This window comes from Stenotrophomonas maltophilia group sp. vghtpe118, assembly GCF_052605195.1.
In genome coordinates this window covers 1,839,698-1,860,342 of sequence record NZ_CP199672.1, presented here as the reverse complement: position 1 = coordinate 1,860,342, position 20,645 = coordinate 1,839,698, and the positions used below count along the sequence as shown (strand labels likewise).

At 67.2% G+C, this 20,645-nt stretch carries 15 protein-coding genes; 13 read left to right on the top strand and 2 right to left on the bottom strand.

Annotated elements, in window-relative coordinates; genetic code table 11:
* Window positions 1-557 precede the first annotated feature (557 nt).
* From ACUDTM_RS08605 to ACUDTM_RS08585, 5 genes are all read left to right on the top strand, one after another.
* Window positions 558-1,733: a phosphoglycerate kinase gene (locus ACUDTM_RS08605; protein ID WP_072168480.1), complete on the top strand. Its 1,176-nt coding sequence runs from the start codon at window positions 558-560 to the stop codon at window positions 1,731-1,733.
* Entirely contained in the window at window positions 1,730-2,383 is a 654-nt protein-coding gene (locus ACUDTM_RS08600; protein ID WP_088496279.1) for an HAD hydrolase-like protein, read from the top strand. The genes ACUDTM_RS08605 and ACUDTM_RS08600 overlap by 4 nt, the downstream gene beginning before the upstream one ends.
* A gap of 178 nt (window positions 2,384-2,561) precedes the next feature.
* Window positions 2,562-4,028, top strand: coding sequence for a pyruvate kinase (gene pyk / locus ACUDTM_RS08595; RefSeq protein WP_005418863.1), 1,467 nt, complete (start codon window positions 2,562-2,564; stop codon window positions 4,026-4,028).
* A 197-nt stretch (window positions 4,029-4,225) separates the two neighbouring features.
* On the top strand, window positions 4,226-5,230 hold the full coding sequence (locus tag ACUDTM_RS08590) for a class I fructose-bisphosphate aldolase (protein WP_019660018.1): 1,005 nt from the start codon (window positions 4,226-4,228) through the stop codon (window positions 5,228-5,230).
* Window positions 5,231-5,359: 129 nt separating this feature from the next.
* Window positions 5,360-6,505 carry an ABC transporter substrate-binding protein gene (locus ACUDTM_RS08585; RefSeq protein ID WP_072168482.1) on the top strand — a complete coding sequence of 382 codons (1,146 nt, stop codon included), beginning with the start codon at window positions 5,360-5,362 and terminating at the stop codon, window positions 6,503-6,505.
* 91 nt (window positions 6,506-6,596) lie between these two features.
* Here the strand turns inward: ACUDTM_RS08585 and ACUDTM_RS08580 are convergent, their stop codons facing one another.
* Together ACUDTM_RS08580 and cysK are read right to left on the bottom strand one after the other, a co-directional pair.
* Complete coding sequence (locus ACUDTM_RS08580; RefSeq protein ID WP_065185299.1) at window positions 6,597-7,196, bottom strand: O-acetyl-ADP-ribose deacetylase; 600 nt, start codon at window positions 7,194-7,196, stop codon at window positions 6,597-6,599.
* Window positions 7,197-7,406: 210 nt separating this feature from the next.
* The gene (gene cysK / locus ACUDTM_RS08575) at window positions 7,407-8,366 is read right to left on the bottom strand and encodes a cysteine synthase A (RefSeq protein WP_061479314.1); all 960 of its coding nucleotides are present in this window, start codon (window positions 8,364-8,366) and stop codon (window positions 7,407-7,409) included.
* 209 nt (window positions 8,367-8,575) lie between these two features.
* Here cysK and ACUDTM_RS08570 point away from each other — a divergent pair, with 209 nt between their 5' ends.
* From ACUDTM_RS08570 to ACUDTM_RS08535, 8 genes are all read left to right on the top strand, one after another.
* Window positions 8,576-9,559 (top strand): LysR family transcriptional regulator, encoded by a 984-nt coding sequence (locus ACUDTM_RS08570; protein WP_061479313.1) that lies wholly within the window; start codon window positions 8,576-8,578, stop codon window positions 9,557-9,559.
* Between the two features lie 764 nt (window positions 9,560-10,323).
* Window positions 10,324-10,743: a DUF2946 family protein gene (locus ACUDTM_RS08565; protein WP_088496983.1), complete on the top strand. Its 420-nt coding sequence runs from the start codon at window positions 10,324-10,326 to the stop codon at window positions 10,741-10,743.
* A gap of 72 nt (window positions 10,744-10,815) precedes the next feature.
* Window positions 10,816-12,879 carry a TonB-dependent copper receptor gene (locus ACUDTM_RS08560; protein WP_188240656.1) on the top strand — a complete coding sequence of 688 codons (2,064 nt, stop codon included), beginning with the start codon at window positions 10,816-10,818 and terminating at the stop codon, window positions 12,877-12,879.
* Between the two features lie 273 nt (window positions 12,880-13,152).
* Complete coding sequence (locus ACUDTM_RS08555) at window positions 13,153-14,259, top strand: efflux RND transporter periplasmic adaptor subunit (RefSeq protein ID WP_049412714.1); 1,107 nt, start codon at window positions 13,153-13,155, stop codon at window positions 14,257-14,259.
* Window positions 14,256-17,381, top strand: a complete 3,126-nt coding sequence (locus ACUDTM_RS08550) for an efflux RND transporter permease subunit (protein WP_445391264.1) — start codon at window positions 14,256-14,258, stop codon at window positions 17,379-17,381. Before ACUDTM_RS08555 ends, ACUDTM_RS08550 begins: the two co-directional genes overlap by 4 nt.
* Window positions 17,374-17,958 carry a GNAT family N-acetyltransferase gene (locus tag ACUDTM_RS08545; RefSeq protein ID WP_353080592.1) on the top strand — a complete coding sequence of 195 codons (585 nt, stop codon included), beginning with the start codon at window positions 17,374-17,376 and terminating at the stop codon, window positions 17,956-17,958. The genes ACUDTM_RS08550 and ACUDTM_RS08545 overlap by 8 nt, the downstream gene beginning before the upstream one ends.
* A 180-nt stretch (window positions 17,959-18,138) precedes the next feature.
* Entirely contained in the window at window positions 18,139-19,647 is a 1,509-nt protein-coding gene (locus ACUDTM_RS08540) for an alanine/glycine:cation symporter family protein (protein WP_088496986.1), read from the top strand.
* On the top strand, window positions 19,648-20,481 hold the full coding sequence (locus tag ACUDTM_RS08535) for a TrmH family RNA methyltransferase (RefSeq protein ID WP_188240658.1): 834 nt from the start codon (window positions 19,648-19,650) through the stop codon (window positions 20,479-20,481).
* The last annotated feature ends 164 nt before the right edge of the window (window positions 20,482-20,645 follow it).

Below are 20,645 nucleotides of genomic sequence, written 5' to 3'. Positions count from 1 at the left end.
GGGACGCCGCAAGTACGTCCTTGTAGGCTTGGCAGCCGCATCCATGCGGCTGACACCTCCGCGAACCCACCCCGCCCGGCCTCTGACAATTTCCGTGTGCGTCCACCCACGGAAAGAAAAAAAGAAGAGCAAAAGCGGCTTGGCAGGGCGCTCTTTGTAGAGCCGAGCCCATGCTCGGCTGCTGTTCGCGATAGACCCAGCCGAGCACGGGCTCGGCTCTACATTTTTCTCCGACACCAGAAACCGCTTTTGCCTTTGCCATCTGCATCACCTCAGGTGCCTGTCGAGGCCGGGGCGGTGCGGGCTGGCAGGGGTGTCAGCCGCATGGATGCGGCTGCCAAGCCTCCAGGGATGGATTCACGGCGTCCCCTGCCAGCCCACACCACCCCGGCCCACTCACAGCACCACGAAGCGCCAGCGCTTTGGCCGTTGCTGTTGCTGTTGCATCTGCCCTTCGCCTCTGCCTGCCGCAGGCATCGGCCCTCCCTCCAGCCGCACCCGATACAATGGCCGTCTGCCGCAGACCGGCATCCCGTCCCCGAGCCAAAGAGTTGCCCATGTCCATTGTCCGCATGACCGACCTCGACCTCTCCGGCAAGCGCGTGCTGATCCGCCAGGATCTGAACGTGCCGATCGAGAATGGCCGCATCACCTCCGAACAGCGCATCACCGCTTCGCTGCCGACGCTCAAGCGCGCGCTGGAGCAGGGCGCGGCGGTGATGGTCACCTCGCACCTGGGGCGCCCGAAGGAAGGCGTGTGGAGCGAGGCCGATTCGCTGGCACCGGTCGCCCAGCGCCTGTCCGAGCTGCTGGGCCGCGAAGTTCCGCTGGTGCGCGACTGGGTCGACGGCGTCGACGTGCAGCCGGGCCAGCTGGTGCTGCTGGAAAACTGCCGCATGAACGTCGGCGAGGGCAAGGACGACGAGGCCCTGTCGAAGAAGTACGCCGCCCTGTGCGACGTGTTCGTGATGGATGCCTTCGGTACCGCGCACCGTGCGCAGGCCTCCACCCATGGTGTCATCCGCTTTGCACCGGTCGCGGCCGGTGGCCCGCTGCTGATGGCCGAGCTGGACGCGCTGGCGCAGGCACTGGATGCACCGGCCAAGCCGCTGCTGGCCATCGTCGCCGGCAGCAAGGTCAGCACCAAGCTGGAGTTGCTGGCCAATCTGGTTGGCAAGGTCGACCAGCTGATCGTCGGTGGCGGCATCGCCAACACCTTCATCGCCGCAGCTGGCTACAACGTCGGCAAGTCCCTGTACGAGCCGGACCTGCTGGACACCGCGAAGAAGATCGTGGCCGATGCCAAGGCGCGCGGCGCCGACATTCCGCTGCCGGTGGACGTGGTCACCGCCAAGCAGTTCCTGCCCGACGCTGCCGCGGAAGTGAAGGCGGTCGATGCCGTTGCCGAAGATGACCTGATCCTGGACATCGGCCCGCAGACCGCCGCGCAGTACGCGCAGCTGATCGAGAAGGCCGGCACCGTGGTCTGGAACGGCCCGGTCGGCGTGTTCGAGTTCGAAGCCTTCAGCAAGGGCACCGAAGCGCTGGCCCGCGCGATCGCCAGCTCGAAGGCGTTCTCCATCGCCGGCGGTGGCGACACCCTGGCGGCGGTCGACAAGTTCGATATCGCCAAGGACGTCAGCTACATCTCCACCGGTGGCGGCGCGTTCCTGGAATTCCTGGAAGGCAAGACCCTGCCGGCAGTGGCGGCACTCGACGCGCGCGGCGCATGAGTGCCGAGCGCGGCAAGGATGTGCTGTTCTTCGATCTCGACGGCACGCTGATCGATTCGCAGGTGGGCATCACCGCCTGCATCGCCTATGCGCTGCAGAAGATGGACCATCCGGTGCCGCCGCGGGAAACCCTGCTGGGCTGGATCGGTCCGTCGCTGCGCACCACCTTCGCGCCGTTGTTCGTCGAACCGGCGCGGGTGGAACAGGCCGTGGGCTACTACCGGGAGCGCTTCGACGTCGAAGGCTGGCGCGAGCACACGGTGTACCCGCAGGTGGAAGGCACGCTGCGCACGCTGCATGGCCGTGGACACCGGCTGGCGGTGGTCACCGCCAAGAACGAGCCGCACGCGCGCCGCATCCTCGCCCACCTGCCGTTCGGTGGGCTGTTCGAGGAGATCGTCGGTTCAACCCTGGATGGCTCGCGCAGCCACAAGCCGGAACTGGTCGGCGAGGCACTGCGCCGGCTGCAGGTGCAGCCGGCACAGTGCTGGATGATCGGCGACCGGCGCATGGACATCGAAGGCGCGCGCCACCATGGCCTGCGCAGTGTCGGCGTGCTCTGGGGCTTTGGCGGAGAGGCGGAATTGACGGAAGCCGGTGCCAGTCAGCTGGCACGTGAGCCGGCGCAGCTGGAAACGCTGCTGGCCTAGCTTCCTGTAGAGCCGAGCCCATGCTCGGCCCCACAGAACCGCCCCCCTGCGCCAGCGTATGTCCGGACGATGTCCGCTCCATGACCCGCGAAGTCAGGCGGCACAAGGCTGTAACCGTATACATGCGGCGTGAAGGATGTGCTAATTTCCGTTCTTTACCGGGAGAGGCCCATCCACCATGTTCGAGCGTCAGCGTCGCACCAAGATCCTTGCCACCCTCGGTCCGGCCACTGACCCGCCGGGCGTGCTGGAGGATCTGTTCCGCGCCGGCGTCAACGTGGTGCGCCTGAACTTCAGCCATGGCGATCCGTCCGGCCAGGCCAAGCGCGCCGCCGAAGTGCGTGCCGCTGCGGCCCGCGTGGGCGTGGAAGTGGGCATCCTGGCCGACCTGCCGGGCCCGAAGATCCGCATCGAGCGCTTCGCCGAAGGCAAGGTGCAGCTGAAGGCGGGCGACCGCTTCGACCTGATCGCCAGCGAGAACGCCGGCCCGGGCACTGCCAGCGAGGTGGGCGTGAGCTACCTTGGCCTGCCGCAGGACGTCGGCCCGGGTGATGTGCTGCTGCTCGACGACGGCCTGATGCAGTTGCAGGTGGTGGAAGTGCAGGGCGACCGTATCGTCAACACCGTGCTCAACGATGGTGTGTTGTCCGACCGCAAGGGCCTGAACAAGCAGGGCGGCGGCCTCTCGCTGGGTGCGCTGACCGAGCGCGACAAGGAGCTGATCGGCATCGTTGCCAAGATCGGCGTGGACTTCATCGCCGTGTCGTTCTGCCGCAATGCGCAGGACATGAACGATGCGCGCGACATCGCCCGTTCGCACGGCTGTGATGCCGCGCTGGTGTCGAAGATCGAGCGCACCGAGGCAATCGAGAACCTGGAAGAAATCGTCGAGGCCAGCGACGTGGTGATGGTCGCCCGTGGCGACCTGGGCGTGGAAATCGGCGATGCCGAGCTGCCGGGCCTGCAGAAGAAGATCATCAAGGCCTCGCTGGCGCAGAACAAGGTGGTGATCACCGCCACGCAGATGCTGCAGTCGATGGTGGAAAGCCCGATCCCGACCCGCGCCGAAGTACTGGACGTGGCCAACTCGGTCATCGACGGCACCGACGCAGTGATGCTGTCGGCGGAAACTGCCGCTGGCGCCTACCCGGTCAAGGCCGTGGAGGCGATGGCACGCATCTGCCTGGGGGCCGAGCGCCAGTTCCAGACCGAGACCGACTTCAACGCGTCGCCGCGCAACCTGGAACGTGCCGACCAGGCGATTGCCATGGCCACCATGTTCCTGTCGCAGCACGTGGGCGTGCGCGCGATCGTGGCGATGACCGAATCCGGTGGCACCGCACGTTACCTGTCGCGTTTCCGCGCCAAGGCGCCGGTGTTCGCGGTGACCCGCCATGACGGCGCGCGCCGCCAGATGGCGCTGATGCGCGATGTGTTCCCGATCAACTTCGACAGCCGCGGCCTGACCCCGCGCGAAGCCGCGCGCGGCAGCATCCGCCTGCTGGTGGAATCGGAACTGCTGCAGGCCGGTGATCGCGTCGTGTTCACCAGTGGCGAGCACATGGAAACCCACGGTGCCACCAATACCCTGCGCCTGCTGGAAGTGGGTGAGGACGGCCGCGCCATCGGCCTGGGCGACCTGTAAGTAGTGCTGCCCTGGGGCCGGCGCCGCCTTGCGGATCCGACCCCGGGGTCGGATCCCCGCAGGGTCCCTGACCCCCGACGGCGGGACACGGCGTGTCCGGTGCGGACATTGGAAGCGTTTCCATCCTGTCCTCCACGGCGAGGCAACGGGCCGCGGGGCTATACTTGTGTTTTTCCCGCACCCGCCACAGGAAATACATGAGCATCGAACAGCTGGCTGAAACCGCCCAGGCCATGGTCGCCCCGGGCAAGGGCATCATCGCGATCGACGAATCCACCGCTACCATCGCCAAGCGTTTCGCCGGCGTCGGTATCGAGAACACCGAGGAGAACCGTCGCGCCTACCGCGAGCTGCTGCTGACCACGCCGAAGCTCAACGAGCACATTTCCGGCGCCATCCTGTTTGACGAAACCATCCGCCAGTCGACCAAGGACGGCGTGCCGTTCGCCAAGTACATGGCCGACCACGGCATGATTCCGGGCATCAAGGTGGACAAGGGTGCGCACCCGCTGGCCGGCTGCCCGGGCGAGCTGGTGACCGAAGGCCTCGATGGCCTGCGTGAGCGCCTGCAGGAGTACTACAAGCTGGGCGCGCGCTTCGCCAAGTGGCGTGCCGTCATCAACATCGGCGAGAGCATCCCGTCGGGTACCTGCATCGAATCCAACGCCCATGCGCTGGCCCGCTATGCAGCGCTGTGCCAGGAATGCGGCCTGGTGCCGATGGTCGAGCCGGAAGTGATCATGGACGGCGATCATGACATCGAGACCTGCTACGAAGTCACCGAAGCCACCCTGCGTTCGCTGTTCGACGCCCTGTACCAGCAGAACGTGCTGCTGGAAGGCACCATCCTGAAGGCGTCGATGGTCATCTCCGGCAAGGACTGTGAAGAGCAGGCCGATGTCGAGGAAGTGGCCGAGTCGACCGTGATGTGCCTGAAGAGCACCGTGCCGGCGATCCTGCCGGGCGTGGTGTTCCTGTCCGGTGGCCAGAGCGACGAGCAGTCCACCGAGCACCTGAACGCGATGAACCAGCTGGGCAACCTGCCGTGGCCGCTGAGCTTCTCCTACGGCCGCGCCATGCAGCAGGCCGCGCTGAAGCTGTGGGCCAAGGACATGAAGGGCAACTACGCTGCTGCCCAGAAGACCGTGTACGAGCGCGCCAGGGACAACGGCCTGGCGGCGCTGGGCAAGTGGAACGGTTGATCCGTCCCATCGCTGGATGAACAAGGCAGCGCCGGCATCACGCCGGCGTTTGCTTTTGCGGGTATCTTTTCCGCCCCCATGCGCCTGGCCGGTGCGTGGGAACCACATGGAAGGCCAAGGAGAAACAACATGCGTTTGGCAGCAATCACACTGGCCGTAGCCACGGTCCTGGTCGCCGGCGGGTGCAACCGCATCGGCGGCGGCGCGGATGCGGGCAAGGCCGCGTCGCTCGATTTCGACAAGCCGGTCTCCGGCGAGATCACCTCGCGCAGCGGCATCAACTTCAACGACGGCAGCCATCACCAGCTCTACCAGATCAAGCTGGAAGACAGGGAGCTGGTCGGCCTGAAGCTTACTGGTGCCCTCAGCGGCTCGATTGCGGTGTTCAACAATGGCAGCCTGGTATCCACCAGCAACACCGGCTATGAGCGCGAGGGGGACGTCTCGCTGGCTTTCCGCGCCAACGGCAGTGGTACCTACCAGGTGGCAGTCAACGCCGATGGCCCGACCGCGTTCGGCCCTTATCGCCTTCGCGCCGAGAAGCTGAAGCCATATGACGGCAAGCCGCTGGTGGGCAGTGGCGAGATCGTCGATATGCTGGCCAGCAATTCGCAGGACTACACCTTGCAGGTGGACAAGGCGGGCCTGTACGAGATCCGGCTGGTCTCGGATGCCTTCGACCCGGTGCTGAAGCTTTCCGGGCAGGGCGTGGATGCCGAGAATGACGACGGCGGCGACAGCATCAACTCGCGCCTGACCCTGTCACTGAAGCCGGGCAAGTACACGCTGACCGCGCGCGGCCTCGGCGACGGCGTCAGTGGCATGTTCACCTTGTCGGCCAATCGCATCGAGCTGCCGGGCAACCTGGTCGATCGCGATGGCACCGCATTGCCGAAGTCCGGCAGCGTGTACACGATGCTCGACAACGATGGCGTCCGCCGCTTCCTGCTGACGTTGGACCGTCCGACCAATGTGCGGCTGGATGCGATCTCCGGCCAGCTCGATACCGTGCTGCGCGTGGTTGGCGGCGATGTCGAACTGACCGACGATGACGGTGGCAACGATACCAACGCACGCCTGGAAGAAGCGTTGCCGGCTGGTCATTACACCGTCGAGGTGTCCAGCCTGAGCAACGGCGCGGGCATGGTGGAAGTACGCGTGCAGGTGGACGGCGCCAGCGCCGACGAGGCTGCGGCCTCGGCGGCAAGTGCTGCTGCCGACGCCGCCGCTGCTGTGGCCGATGATGCCGCCGCGGTGGAAGCTGCCAGCCGTTGAACGTGTTCCACACTCCGTGGGAGTGTGGACAACGGTGCTACAGGAAAGGCCGGGCAATGCCCGGCCTTTTCCTTGACGCTGACCGCCGGATTCAGTGCGCGGCGGCAAGGCCCGCATCACCCAGGGGCGGCAGCAGCGACCCACGCGGTTCGCTGTCAGCACTTTGCCCGGCGGCGCTCAACGCCTGCTGGTAGGCCTTGGCCGTTGCGGTATTGAACGCCACCAGCACGATGCGCATCGGTTGCGCATGGCTGCGCTGCCAGGCCAGTGTTTCGGTGACAGCGATCTGCGCGGCCTGGTACAACGGATAGCCATACACGCCGCAGCTGATCGCCGGGAAGGCGATGGAGTGCACGCCCAGTGATTCGGCCAGCTGCAGTGACTTCCAGTAGCAGTTGGCCAGCAACGCCGGTTCATCGCGCTGGCCGTCGTGCCAGACCGGGCCTACCGTGTGCAGTACATGGCGCGCCGGCAACGCATGGGCACCGGTGGCGCGCACTTCACCCGTCGGGCAACGCACGCCCGGGCGCAGCTCCGGCAACTGCTCGCATTCGGCCCGCAAGGCGGGCCCGGCCGCACGATGGATCGCGCCGTCGACACCGCCGCCACCGAGCAGCGTTTCATTGGCCGCGTTGACGATCGCATCCACCGCCAGGGTCGTGATGTCGCCCTGCCAAACCTCGATCTTCATGCGTCCGTCTCCTGCCTGTGAGGTGATCCGCGCAGCATCTGCGCCGGCTGTTCCCACGGTAGGGGACAGGGCATCGATGCTGCGTCATGACCGTCTCACGCGCTGCGATCCAACGGCCTTCGCGCACGATGGCGGGCGACGCCTTCACGCAGGCTGAAGCGGGAAGGAGCCGGATCCTTTTCCGAACGGAAAAGGCTCTGACCCCGGCTGTTACGGCAGGCCGGCCAGCCAGTCGTCGTCGGATCCTTCGTTCACATCGGCGAACAGCGGTGTTGAGAAGTAACGTTCACCAGTATCCGGCAGCATCGCAAGGATCACCGAGCCCGGTTCAGCGCGGGCAGCGATGTCCAGCGCGCTGGCCACGGTGGCGCCGGCGGAGATGCCGACGAAGATGCCTTCCTCGGCGGCCAGGCGACGCGCGGTGGCGATCGCGCGATCATCTTCGACCGAGACCAGTTCATCCACCACGTCGCGGTTGAGCACGTCCGGCACGAAGTCCGGGGTCCAGCCCTGGATCTTGTGCGGCTTCCAGTCATCCCCCTTGAGCAGGGCGGCGCCGGCCGGTTCGGTGGCGATGATGCGGGTCTGCGGGCGTGCCACCTTCAGCACTTCGCCTACGCCAGTGAGCGTGCCGCCGGTGCCCCAGCCGCTGACGAAGTAGTCCAGCCGCTTGCCGGCGAAGTCGCGCAGGATCTCGGCAGCGGTGGTGTTGCGGTGATACGCCGGGTTGGCCGGGTTGGCGAACTGGCTGGCCAGGAACCAGCCGTGCTGCTCGGCCAGCTCGGCCGCCCTGCGCACCATGCCGCTGCCGCGCTCGGCGGCCGGGGTCAGGATCACCTTGGCGCCGTAGGCACGCATCAGCTTGCGGCGCTCGACCGAGAAGGTTTCGACCATGGTGGCCACGAACTTGTAGCCGCGCGCGGCGGCGACCATCGCCAGCGCTACGCCGGTGTTGCCCGAGGTGGCCTCCACGATCGTGTCGCCCGGCTTGAGCAGGCCGCGTGCTTCGGCATCGAGGATGATCGCCAGCGCCAGGCGGTCCTTCACCGAGCCGCCCGGGTTGAACGACTCGACCTTGGCGTAGACGCTGACCTGTGGCGGCGCCAGGCGCTGCAGCCTGACGATGGGGGTGTTGCCGACGGTATCGAGGATGGAGTCGTACAGGGCCATGGGAGCGCTCCGGAAACGGGGCCGCGCCGGGTTACGGCGGGCGAAGGGGGGAGGGCTGGCCGTTCAGGCCAGCGGCTGCCGGCTGACCGTAGCGCCGGCATATGACGCCCGGAAATGACCAGATACCTTTCTTAAACAACCTTTGGTTATAAGCTGGTGACGGCAATTGACCCTAGAGTGGACGTCCGCCCCATGCCGCCTGCCTGCCCATGACGCTGACCCAGCTGCGCTACCTGGTAGCCATCGCCGACGCCGAGCTGAACATCACGCTGGCCGCCTCGCGCGTGCACGCCACCCAGCCCGGCCTCTCCAAGCAGCTCAAGCAGCTGGAGGACGAGCTCGGCTTCCTGTTGTTCGTGCGCAAGGGGCGCAGCCTGGAGTCGGTTACCCCGGCCGGAACCGAAGTCATCGCGCGTGCCCGCGCGGTGCTGGCCGAAGCCAACAACATCCGTACGTACGCGGCAAACCAGCGGCGCGAAAGCCAGGGCCAGCTGATCCTGACCACCACGCACACCCAGGCGCGCTTCGTGTTGCCGCCGGCGGTGGCGGCGATCAAGCAGGCCTATCCGCAGGTCAGCGTGCACCTGCAGCAGGCCGGTGAAACCGACGCGCTGGACCGCTTGAACCAGGGTGACGCCGATATCGCCATCATCAGCACCGCAGGCGGTGAGCCAACCGATGGCATCGCAGTGCCGCTGTTCCGCTGGCGACGCCTGGTGGTGGTACCCAAGGGCCACCCGTTGGACCGCGCCGGCCGCGCACCGGACCTGGCCGCGCTGGCCCGCCAGCCGCTGATCAGCTACGAATCCTCAACCCGACCGAACTCATCCCTGCAACGCGCCTTCGCCACCAATGGGCTGGTGCCCGACCTGGCGCTGACCGCGCTCGATGCCGACCTGATCAAGACCTACGTGCGCACGGGTCTGGGCGTAGGCCTGCTGGCCGAGATGGCGGTCAGTTCCAATGACGAAGACCTGAGGTCGTGGCCGGCGCCGGATCCGATCAGCGAGTGCATCGCCTGGGCGGTGTTGCCGCGCGACCGCGTGCTGCGTGATTACGCGCTGGAGCTGGTGCATGTGCTGGCCCCACAGATTGATCCGCGCGACCTGCGGCGGGTGCTGGATGGCAACCAGGCCGCAGCGTGGCCGGTGCCCCCGACCTGGGAGTCACTGACCCAGACCATCACGGTGTGAGGTGGGTCGAGCAGGGCGTGCCGCCCTGCACCCGCTACGACATTCAAGCAACAGCAACAGCAACAGCAGAAGCGTGCATTCCGTGGGTTGGCGGGGCGGTGTCGGAATGCGGGGACGCTGCAAGTACGTCCCTGTAAGCTTGGCAGCCGCTTGCTCGTGTGCGCTTTCCTGCGCACACGGCAAGACCGGGGTTGGGCGTCCTGCCCAACCCGCCCGAGGCATGCCTTGGGCCCATGCGGCTGACACCCCGCACTCCGACACCGCCCCACCTCTGACAGATTCCGGTGGCTGTTGGCAGGTGTCGACCTTGGTCGACACGGTAGATCCACGCCATGCGTGGATGCTTTTCGATTCCAATTCGAAATATTCGATTCCGATGGAGATTCATCCACGCATGGCGTGGATCTACTGCAGACCGCAGAGATCTGTCGAAGGCGGGGTGGGTCCGGTTGCGGGGGCGTGAGCCGCATGGATGCGGCGACCGAGCTTACATGGGTGAGGGCGCTTTGCTTGCGAAGCACTGCTTCGCAAGCGCCCGAACGCACAGCCGCCAGCGGCTGGGCCGGGCCCCGGGGGGGTACTTGCAGCGCCCCCCGCAACCGGACCCACCCCGCCTACCCACAGGAAGCCAGTTTTTGATGTTGCTTCGGCGCTTGCCGTGGACGTGGCCTCTGCAGGTGCAGGGCTGCAAGCCCTGCCGATAAACCCCCTCCTGCGACGGTTCGTCGCACGGGCAACCCGGGACCCGGCTCTACACTAGCAGGGTGACCCGCCTGTCCCGCCCGCAGCGCCTCCTGCTCCAGCTCGCCGTCCTGGCGACGCTGCTGATGGTGCTTGCGCCACTGGTCAGCCGCGCGCTGCAGGCGCCGCCGATAGACCACGCGGCGATGGCAGGCATGGACCACGCGCACATGCACCACGACGCTGCCGCATTGGGTCCGAGCCCTTTGCACGGGCAACGGAGTCCGACCCCACCGGCCGACCCCCACGCCATGCATGGCGAAGCCTGCGAATACTGCGTGCTGGCCATGCGCCTGCTGCCGTGGCTGGCGGTATTGGTGCTGCTGTTGCCGCTGCTGTGGCGGCCGCGGCTGGTATTCCCGTGGTCACAGCAGGTACTGCCGGCACTGCGCTGGCCGGCACACGCCGCGCGTGGGCCACCGCGGTCCTCCATCGTCCGCTGATTTTCCTGTCGAATCTGCCGCACGACGCCTGAGCGGGCGCCGTGTGCGCGTGCGTACCTTGGAGCTGTTCCGATGAAAATGACTTCCCGCCCCGCGGGCGCCTGCGTGCGCCTGCCGGTTGCCCTTGGCTTGGCCGCAGCTGCAACGCTCGCCCATGCCGCGCCCGCCGAAGAGGCGCGCACTCTCGATACGGTGGTGGTCACCGCCGCCGCGCCTTCGTCGCCACTGCACTGGGTGACCGATCCACGCCTGCCGCGGCAGCCGGTTCCGGCCAGTGACGGCGCCGATTACCTGAAGACCGTTCCTGGCTTCTCCGCCATCCGCAACGGCGGCACCAACGGTGACCCGGTGCTGCGCGGCATGTTGGGTTCGCGCCTGAACATCCTCAGCAATGACGGCAACCTGATCGGTGCCTGTCCCTCGCGCATGGACAACCCGCTGTCCTATATCGCACCGGAGAGCTTCGACCGCCTGACCATCATCAAGGGCCCGCAGAGCGTGCGCTGGGGGGCAGGTGCCTCGGCCGGCACCGTGCGCTTCGAACGCGATACACCGCGCTTCGAGGAACCGGGCCTGCGTGCCGATGCCAGCGCGCTGGTCGGTTCGCGCAACCGCAACGACCAGGTGCTGGACCTGACCCTGGGCAACCCGGCCGGCTATGTGCGCGCCAGCGGCAACCGTTCCGAAGCCGATGACTACAAGGACGGCAACGGCGATGTGGTGCCATCGAAGTGGCGCAAGTGGAACGGTGACGTGGCGATCGGCTGGACGCCGGATGCCGACACGCTGCTGGAAATTTCTGCCGGTGCCGGCGATGCGATCGCACGCTACGCGGGGCGCGGCATGGACGGTGCCGCGTTCGAACGCACCAGCTACGCCGCGCGCTTCGAGAAGCGCAATCTGCCGGGTGCGTGGGACACGCTGCAGGCCAACGTGTACTACAACGAGGCCGACCACGTGATGGACAACTACACGCTGCGCACGCCGAATCCCAACAGCATGATGCCGATGCCGATGGCGTCGAACGTGGACCGCCGCACCCAGGGCGGCCGGGTCAGTTCCGAGTGGCGCTGGCAGGACGTGCAACTGGTGGCGGGCATGGATGGCGAGGACAGCCGCCATCGTGGCCGCATGGGCATGGGCCGCGACACCTACCGCCAGGCCGTCTGGGAGACCGATGCCAACTTCCGCCGCTATGGCGTGTTCACCGAGTTGACCCTCGGCGCCGGCACCGACCAGCGCTGGATCAGCGGGCTGCGCATCGATCGCGCCAGCGTGCGTGATGAGCGGCAGTCCATCCGTGGAATGATGGGCAGCCGGCCCAACCCAACGGCCGGCGAGAAGCGCAAGGCGTGGCTCGGCAGTGGCTTCCTGCGCTATGAGCAGGACCTGGCCGACGGCCTGACCTGGTATGCAGGCCTCGGCCACAGCGAGCGCATGCCCGACTACTGGGAGCTGTTCTCGCCCAACCACGGCCCGGCCGGCGCAGTGAACGCGTTTGCCGGCATCCAGCCCGAGCGCACCACCCAGCTCGACATGGGCCTGCAGTACAAGGGACCGCGCGTGCAGGCCTGGGTTTCGGCCTATGCCGGGCAGATCCAGGACTACATCCTGTTCACCTACCACGGCAGCGGCATGATGGGCATGAGCCAGGCCAGCAACGTCGAGGCGCGCATTGCCGGTGCCGAGGCCGGGTTGGAAGCGAGCCTGACCGAGCAGTGGAGGCTGGGCGGCACGCTGGCCTATGCCTGGGGAGAGAACCGCGACCAGCAGCGTCCGCTGCCGCAGATGCCGCCGCTGGAAGCGCGCCTGAGTGCGAACTGGGAGGGCCAGCGCTGGAGTGCCGGCGCATTGCTGCGCGCGGTGACCCATCAGCATCGTGTCGCAGATGGACAGGGCAACGTGGTCGCGCAGGACCTCGGGCCGAGCGCCGGGTTTGCCACCTTCGCGCTCAATGCCGCGTACCGTTTCAGTTCGCAGCTGCAGCTCAGCGCCGGCGTCGACAACCTGTTCGACCGCGCCTACAGCGAGCACCTGAACCTGGCCGGCAGCGCCGACTTCGGCTTCCCGGCCGACCCGGTGCGCTTCAACGAGCCGGGGCGCAGCGCGTGGATGAAGTTGAACTACCGGTATTGATCCGCCGGGCATAAAAAAACGGGGCCGGATCCCCGCCAGGATCCGTCCCCGCCCGACGCCCTCGGTCGGGCAGGTTCGACTCTACGATGACGGCCGCGGTGGTGCACCACTGGATACACCCCGACACACGCCGACACCGCCCATGGCAGCCTTGCACGGAACGGGTTCAAGGCGCTATCGCAGCCTTGGTTCCACGCCGGTAAACGCTTGGCACATACCGCTTTTATGGGCACTTGCCTACACTCGGCGGCCGTGGATCAATCAGGACCGTTCATGTTGGCTCGTATCGCTTCGACCCTGGCCCTCGGCCTCAGCCTGGCCGTGCTGGCCGGGTGCGCAGGCAAACAGGAGGCCGCCGCACGTCGGCAGGGCGAAGCGGTGCCGGTCACTGCGCAGGTCGTGCAGCCCACGCAGTGGAACGACACCCTGCAGGCACTGGGCACGGCCAAGGCGCGCGAGTCGATCAGCGTCACTGCCAAAGTCAGCGAGATCGTCGAGAAAGTGCACTTCGAGAGCGGCCAGCACATTGCTGCCGGTGCGCCGATCGTGACGCTGCGCGGGCAGGCCCAGGAAGCCGCATTGGTGCAGGCGCAGGCCACTTTCCATGAAGCCGATCAGCTGTACAAGCGCCAGCGCGAACTGGCCGCCCAGCGGCTGGTGTCCAGCGCCACGCTGGATACGCAGAAGTCGATCCGCGACGCCGCCGAGGCGCGCGTGATGCAGATGCAGGCAGACATTGGCGACCGCCGCGTGCGTGCGCCCTTTGCCGGTGTGCTTGGCATCCGCCAGGTCAGTCCGGGATCGCTGCTGACCCCGACCACGGTCATCGCCACGCTCGACGACATCGAGCACATGCATGTCGATTTCCAGGTGCCGGAAGTGGAGCTGGCTGCGCTGGGCGTTGGTGACAAGGTCAGTGCCACCAGCGTGGCCTGGCCGGGTCGCACCTTCGAGGGCGTGGTCAGCACCATCGATGCGCGCATCGATCCGGCCACCCGTGCGGTGACCGTGCGCGCCGATTTCGCCAATGGCGACCACGCATTGCGCCCGGGCATGCTGCTGGACGTGCGCCTGTTCCGCCCCGAGCGCCCGGCGCTGGTGGTCCCGGAGATCGCCGTGGTACAGGTCGGCCGCGATACCTTCGTGTACCGCATCAAGGCCGACGACAGCGTCGAGCGGGTGGACGTGGTCACCGGCGCGCGCCGTGCCGGCGTGGTCGAGATCAGGCAGGGCCTGGAAGCGGGCCAGCGCATCGTGGTCGATGGCACCGGCAAGCTGCGCCCGGGCCTGAAGGTTGCTGCGAAGGACGCCGCACCGGCCTCCGGCGCCAAACCGGCTGACGCGCCGGCGCCGGTCGCGGCCGAGGGCCACGGCGGATGAAGCTGTCCGACATCTCCATCCAGCGGCCGGTGTTCGCCGTGGTGATGAGCCTGTTGCTGCTGGTGCTGGGCGTGATGTCCTTCACCCGCCTGACCCTGCGCGAACTGCCCGCCATCGACCCTCCGATCGTTTCGGTGTCGGTGGACTACACCGGCGCGTCGGCGGCGGTCATCGAAAGCCGCATCACCCAGGTGCTGGAAGATGCGCTGGCTGGCATCGAAGGCATCGATTCGATCAACGCGCGCAGCACCAACGGCCGCTCGCAGGTCAGCATCGAGTTCACCGCCAACCGTGATATCGAAGCAGCGGCCAACGACGTGCGCGATGCGGTCAGCCGCGTCGCCGACCGCATGCCGGAAGAGGCGCGGCCACCAGAGATTGCCAAGGTCGAGAGCGATGCCGACCCGATCATCTGGTTCAACATGGTGTCCTCGACCATGGACACGCTGGAGCTGAGCGACTACGCCGACCGCTACGTGGTCGATCGTTTCTCCAGCCTCGATGGCGTGGCCCAGGTCCGCATCGGCGGCCGCCAGCGCTATGCGATGCGGATCTGGCTGGACCGTGACCAGCTGGCCGCGCGCGGGCTGACCACCGGCGACGTGGAAACCGCACTGCGCAACGAGAACGTGGAGCTGCCGGCCGGCCGCATCGAGTCGACCGACCGCGATTTCACCCTGCGCGTGGAACGCAACTACATCAAGCCCGAGGATTTCGCGACCATCCCGCTGGGCAAGGGCCGCGATGGCTACGTGGTGCGCATGGGCGACGTGGCGAAGATCGAGCTGGCCTCGGCCGAACGCCGCGCGTACTACCGCAGCAACGGCGAGCCCGGCATCGGCCTGGGCATCGTCAAGACCTCCACCGCCAACTCGCTGGACGTGGCACGCACTGCGCGCGCTGAGGCCGAGCGGGTGGCGCTGACCCTGCCCAAGGGCACGCAGATCTTCGTCGCCTTCGACAACACCACCTTCATCGAAGCTGCAGTGGACCGCGTCTACGCCACCCTGGTGGAAGCGATGATCCTGGTGCTGGCGGTGATCTGGCTGTTCCTGGGCAGCTTCCGCGCCGCGTTGATTCCGGCGGTGACGGTGCCGGTCTGCCTGGTGGCGGCGTTCATCGCGCTGTATGCGTTCGACTTCTCGATCAACCTGCTGACCCTGCTGGCGCTGGTGCTGTGCATCGGCCTGGTGGTGGACGATGCGATCGTGGTGGTGGAGAACGTGCAGCGCCGCATCGACCTGGGCGAGCCACCGCTGGTGGCGTCCAAGCGCGGCACTGCGCAGGTCGCCTTCGCGGTGATCGCCACCACCGCCGTGCTGGTGGCGGTGTTCCTGCCGGTCGGCTTCCTGGAGGGCAACACCGGGCGACTGTTCCGCGAATTGGCCGTGGCGCTGGCCGCCGCGGTGGCGTTGTCCGCGTTCGTTGCGCTCACGCTGACGCCGATGATGGCTTCCAAGCTGCTCAAGCCGCATACCGGGCAGGCCCCGCGGGGCCTGCACGGCTTCATCAACCGCAACCTGGAACGCCTTGCGGGTGCCTATGGGCGAGTGCTCGATCACCACGTCGACCGCACCTGGATCTACCTGCTGGTGATGGTGGCTGCGCTGGCCGCCAGCTGGGGCCTGCTCAAGCTGCTGCCGTCGGAACTGGCGCCAGCCGAAGACCGTGGTTCGTTCCAGATCATGATCGACGGCCCGGAAGGCGCCGGCTACGACTACACCGTGCAGCAGGTGCAGCAGGTGGAAGCGCTGCTGGCACCGCATGTCGGCCCGGACAAGCCGATCGTGCGTGCCAACCCCCGCGTGCCGGGCGGCTGGGGCGCCAGCGAGGAAATGCATACCGGCCGCGTCAGCATCTTCCTGCAGCCGTGGCGCCAGCGCAGCGAGGGTACGCCCGAAGTCGCCAACGAACTGCAGAAGGAACTGGATACCATCCGCGGCGTGCGCGTACGCACGCAGGTGGGTGGTGGCCTGGTGCGCAGCGGCGGCCAACCGTTCCAGATCGTGCTGGGCGGTCCGGAATATGCCGAGATCGCGCAGTGGCGCGACCGCATCCTGCTGCGCATGGCCGACAATCCCGGCCTGGTCGGCCCCGATTCCGATTACAAGGAAACCCGGCCGCAGATGCGGGTGAACATTGACCGCCAGCGTGCGGCCGATCTCGGCGTGCCGGTCACCGCGATCGGTTCGGCGCTGGAAACCATGATGGGCTCGCGTCGCGTCACCACCTTCGTCGACAACGGCGAGGAGTACGACGTGCTGGTGCAGGCCGGTCGCGATGGTCGCGCCAGCCCGGCCGACCTGGCCGCGATCCGCGTCCGCGCCAACTCCGGCGAGCTGGTGCCGCTGTCCAACCTGGTCACGTTGAGTGAAGTGGCCGAGGCCGGCACCCTGAACCGCTTCAACCGACTGCGCTCGATCACCATCAGTGCCGGCCTGGCGCCGGGCTATCCGCTGGGCGAGGCCATCGCCTGGGCACAGAACGTCGCCCAGGAAGAGCTGCCGCAGTACGCGCAGGTGAACTGGAAGGGCGAATCGCGCGAGTACCAGAGCGCCGGCGGCGCGGTGCTGCTGACCTTCGCGATGGCGCTGCTGGTGGTGTACCTGGTGCTGGCCGCGCAGTTCGAGAGCTTCATCCATCCGCTCACCATCATGCTGACCGTGCCGCTGGGCGTGCTCGGCGCGCTGGTCGGGTTGTGGGTGAGTGGCGGTACGGTGAACCTGTTCAGCCAGATCGGCATCGTGATGCTGGTCGGCCTTGCCGCGAAGAACGGCATCCTCATCGTCGAATTCGCCAACCAGCTGCGCGACGATGGGCGCAGCGTGCGCGAGGCGATCATCGAGTCGGCGATGGTGCGCCTGCGCCCGATCCTGATGACCTCGATCGCCACCGTGGTCGGCGCGATCCCGCTGGTGGTCGCCGGGGGGCCTGGTTCGGCCAGCCGTGGCACGATCGGCATCGTGATCATTTTCGGCGTGACTCTTTCGACGTTCCTGTCGCTGTTCGTGGTGCCGGCGTTCTACGCACGGCTGGCACCGTACACCCGTTCGCCGGAAGCGGTGAAGCGCGAGCTGGAGAAGCAGGAAGCCGAGTCGCCCTCGGTAGGCGGTCATGCCTGACCGGTACGCCGGCGGGGTCGGATCCCTTTCCCAAAGGGAAAGGGCTCTGACCCCAGACCTGCAAGGCGACGGCTTCCAGCTGCGCCCCTGGCGCCCGAACGACCTGGACTCCCTGCTGCGCCACGCCAACGACGCCGAGGTATCGCGCGGTCTGCGCGACCGCTTCCCTTACCCGTACACGCGCGGGGATGGCGAGGCCTTCCTCGCCGGCCGCGTGCTGGCTCCCGACACCCTGAACCTGGCCATCGAGATCGACGGCCAGGCCTGCGGCAGCGTCGGTGCCCAACAGGGCGTGGCCGAGCGTGGGCATACCGCCGAACTGGGTTACTGGCTGGGCCGGGCCTATTGGGGGCAGGGCCTGATGACCCGCGTGGTCGGCCTGTTCGCCCCGTGGGTGATGGATGAGCTGCGCCTGTTCAGGTTGCAGGCCACCGTGGTCGACTTCAACCTCGGCTCGGCCCGGGTGCTGGAGAAGAACGGCTTCCAGGAAGAGGGCGTGGAACGTTGCGCGGTCTACAAGCGCGGCGTGTTGCACGACCTGCGCCGTTTTGCCCGGGTACGCACGCAGCTGCCCTGAACACGCGGGCTGGCCGCTGTAGAGCCGAGCCCATGCTCGGCTGCCCTCGGGAGCCCAAGCCGAGCATGGGCTCGGCTCTGCAAAACAGCGCTACCGCAGCGGCCTGCGATCAGGGAGAATCGACCGGTCCCCTCCAGCCGACGGGACGTCCTTACAACCCGCCGACTGGAGAGAGCGCGCGTGGAAGCAACCGTACACTTCATCAACAGCATCATCTGGAGCAAGGCACTGATCTTCGTGTGCCTGGGCGCCGGCCTGTTCTTCAGCCTGCGCACCCGCTTCATGCAGATCCGTGGCTTCTTGGAGATGTGCCGCCTCACCGTCAGGGGTGAGAAATCCGACGCCGGCGTGTCCTCGTTCCAGGCGCTGGCCATGTCGATGGCCGGCCGCATGGGCATCGGCAACATCGCTGGCGTGGCCACCGCCATCGCCTTCGGCGGTCCCGGTGCGATCTTCTGGATGTGGGTGATGGGCTTCCTTGGCGCATCCACCTCGTACGTCGAATGCACCTTGGCGCAGATCTACAAGACCAAGGACGCCGAAGGCCGCTACCGCGGTGGCCCGGCGTACTACATCGAAAAGGCCATGGGCCTGAAGTGGTATGCGCTGGCCTTCGCCATCGCCACGATCATCGCCGCAGGCTTCCTGATGCCGGGCGTGCAGGCCAACGCCATCGCCGACAGCATCATCAACGCCTGCCGTGGCACCGCGCTGTGCGGTCCGCTCGATGGCCAGGCCTTCGGCATGGAATCGGTGCAGGCGCTGAAGCTGGGGATCGGCATCGTGGTGGCGCTGCTGCTGGGCGTGGTGATCTTCGGTGGCGTCAAGCGCATCGCCAACTTCGCCGAAGTGGTGGTGCCGTTCATGGCCGCCGGTTTCATCCTGATGGCCATCATCATCATGATCATCAACTACGACCGCGTGCCGGAAATGTTCGGCATCATCTTCAAGAGTGCCTTCGGCACGCATGCCGCATTCGGCGCGATGATGGGCCTGGCGGTGGAGTGGGGCATCAAGCGCGGCATCTACGCCAACGAAGCCGGCCAGGGCTCGGGCCCGCACGCGGCGGCTGCCTCGGAAGTCTCGCACCCGGCCAAGCAGGGCTACGTGCAGGCCTTCGCGATCTACTTCGACACCATGATGGTGTGCACCGCCACCGCGTTCCTGATCCTGGCCAGCGGCACCTACAACGTGTACTCGCCGGTGGAGGGTGCCGCGCCGATCTTCCAGGGCCTGGCCGGTATTCCCGAAGGCGCCGGTTACGCCCAGGCCGGCGTGGAAGCGGTGCTGCCGGGCTGGGGTTCGGCGTTCGTATCGGTGGCCATCTTCTTCTTCGCCTTCACCACTATCATGGCGTACTACTACATGGCCGAGACCAACCTCAGCTATGTGAACCACAACAGGAAGCGGCCGCTGACCGTGCTGCTGCTGCGCCTGGGCATCATCGGCATGGTGGTGTTCGGCGCGTTCCACAATGCCACCCTGGCCTGGGCGCTGGGCGACATCGGCGTCGGCCTGATGGCCTGGCTGAACATCATCGCCATCCTCATCATCCAGAAGCCGGCGATGCTGGCCCTGCGTGACTACGAACGACAGAAGAAGCTGGGCCTGGATCCGGTGTTCGACCCTGATGCCCTGGGCATCAAGAACGCCGATTTCTGGCGCCAGCGCAAGCAGGAGAGTGTGTAAGTGAACAACCCTTGGAACAACCGCCGCCCGTCCGCCCGTCCGCCGCGCGCAACGCCGTTGCCGCGCCCGGAAGTGCCGGCAACGGGCGGTGGTGGGCGCGGTGGCAGCGACGAGCTGCGTCTGTACGGCCTGAATGCCGTGCTGGCTGCGTTCGAAGCGCGGCCGCAGGCGCTGCGCAAGCTGTACCTGCTGGAAGCACGCATCCCGCGCCTGCAGCCGCTGTTGAAGTGGTGCGTGGCCAACCGCGTGGGCTACCGCGTGGTTGAAGACGGCGATCTGAACAAGCTGGCCGGCACCACCCACCACGAAGGTGTGGTGGCCGACGTGCTGCGCGCCCCGGCACCGCCGCTGGCGCAGTGGCTGCAGCAGGTCGGTGACGGCCCGGCGCTGGCGCTGTGGCTGGATGGTGTGGGCAACCCGCACAACCTCGGCGCGATCCTGCGCTCGGCCGCGCACTTCGGTGCCAAGGCGCTGCTGTTGCCGGCCGGCAGCACGCTGGCCCTGTCCGGCGCCGCCGCGCGCGTGGCCGAAGGCGGTGCCGAAGCGGTGCCGCTGGTGCAGCTGCCGGAGACCGCTCAGGCAATGGCGCAACTGCGCGCAGCCGGTTTCGGCCTGGCCGCGACCCTGGTCGAGGGCGGGGATGACGTGTTCCGCGCGTCCCTGCCGGAGCGGCTGGTGTACGTGATGGGCGCCGAAGGCGAGGGCATGGACCGTAGCCTGGCGGGGGCGTGCGACCTGCAGGTCTCGATTCCCGGCAGCGGCGCCGTGGAGAGCCTGAATGTGGCCTCGGCCACGGCCGTGCTGCTGGCGCAATGGGCGAGCCGTCGCGGCTGATCCGGTATCCCGGGTCGGATCCCTCGCCGCAGGCGAGGGCTCTGACCCCTTCCAGGGGTGGTAAACGCGTCAAGCGCGCATGACGTTTTGAAAGTTTCCTTATTGGTCAGCCGCTTCCGGCAACGCAGGGTGGAACTCCATCCCACGTTGTCCAGAAGAGGCTG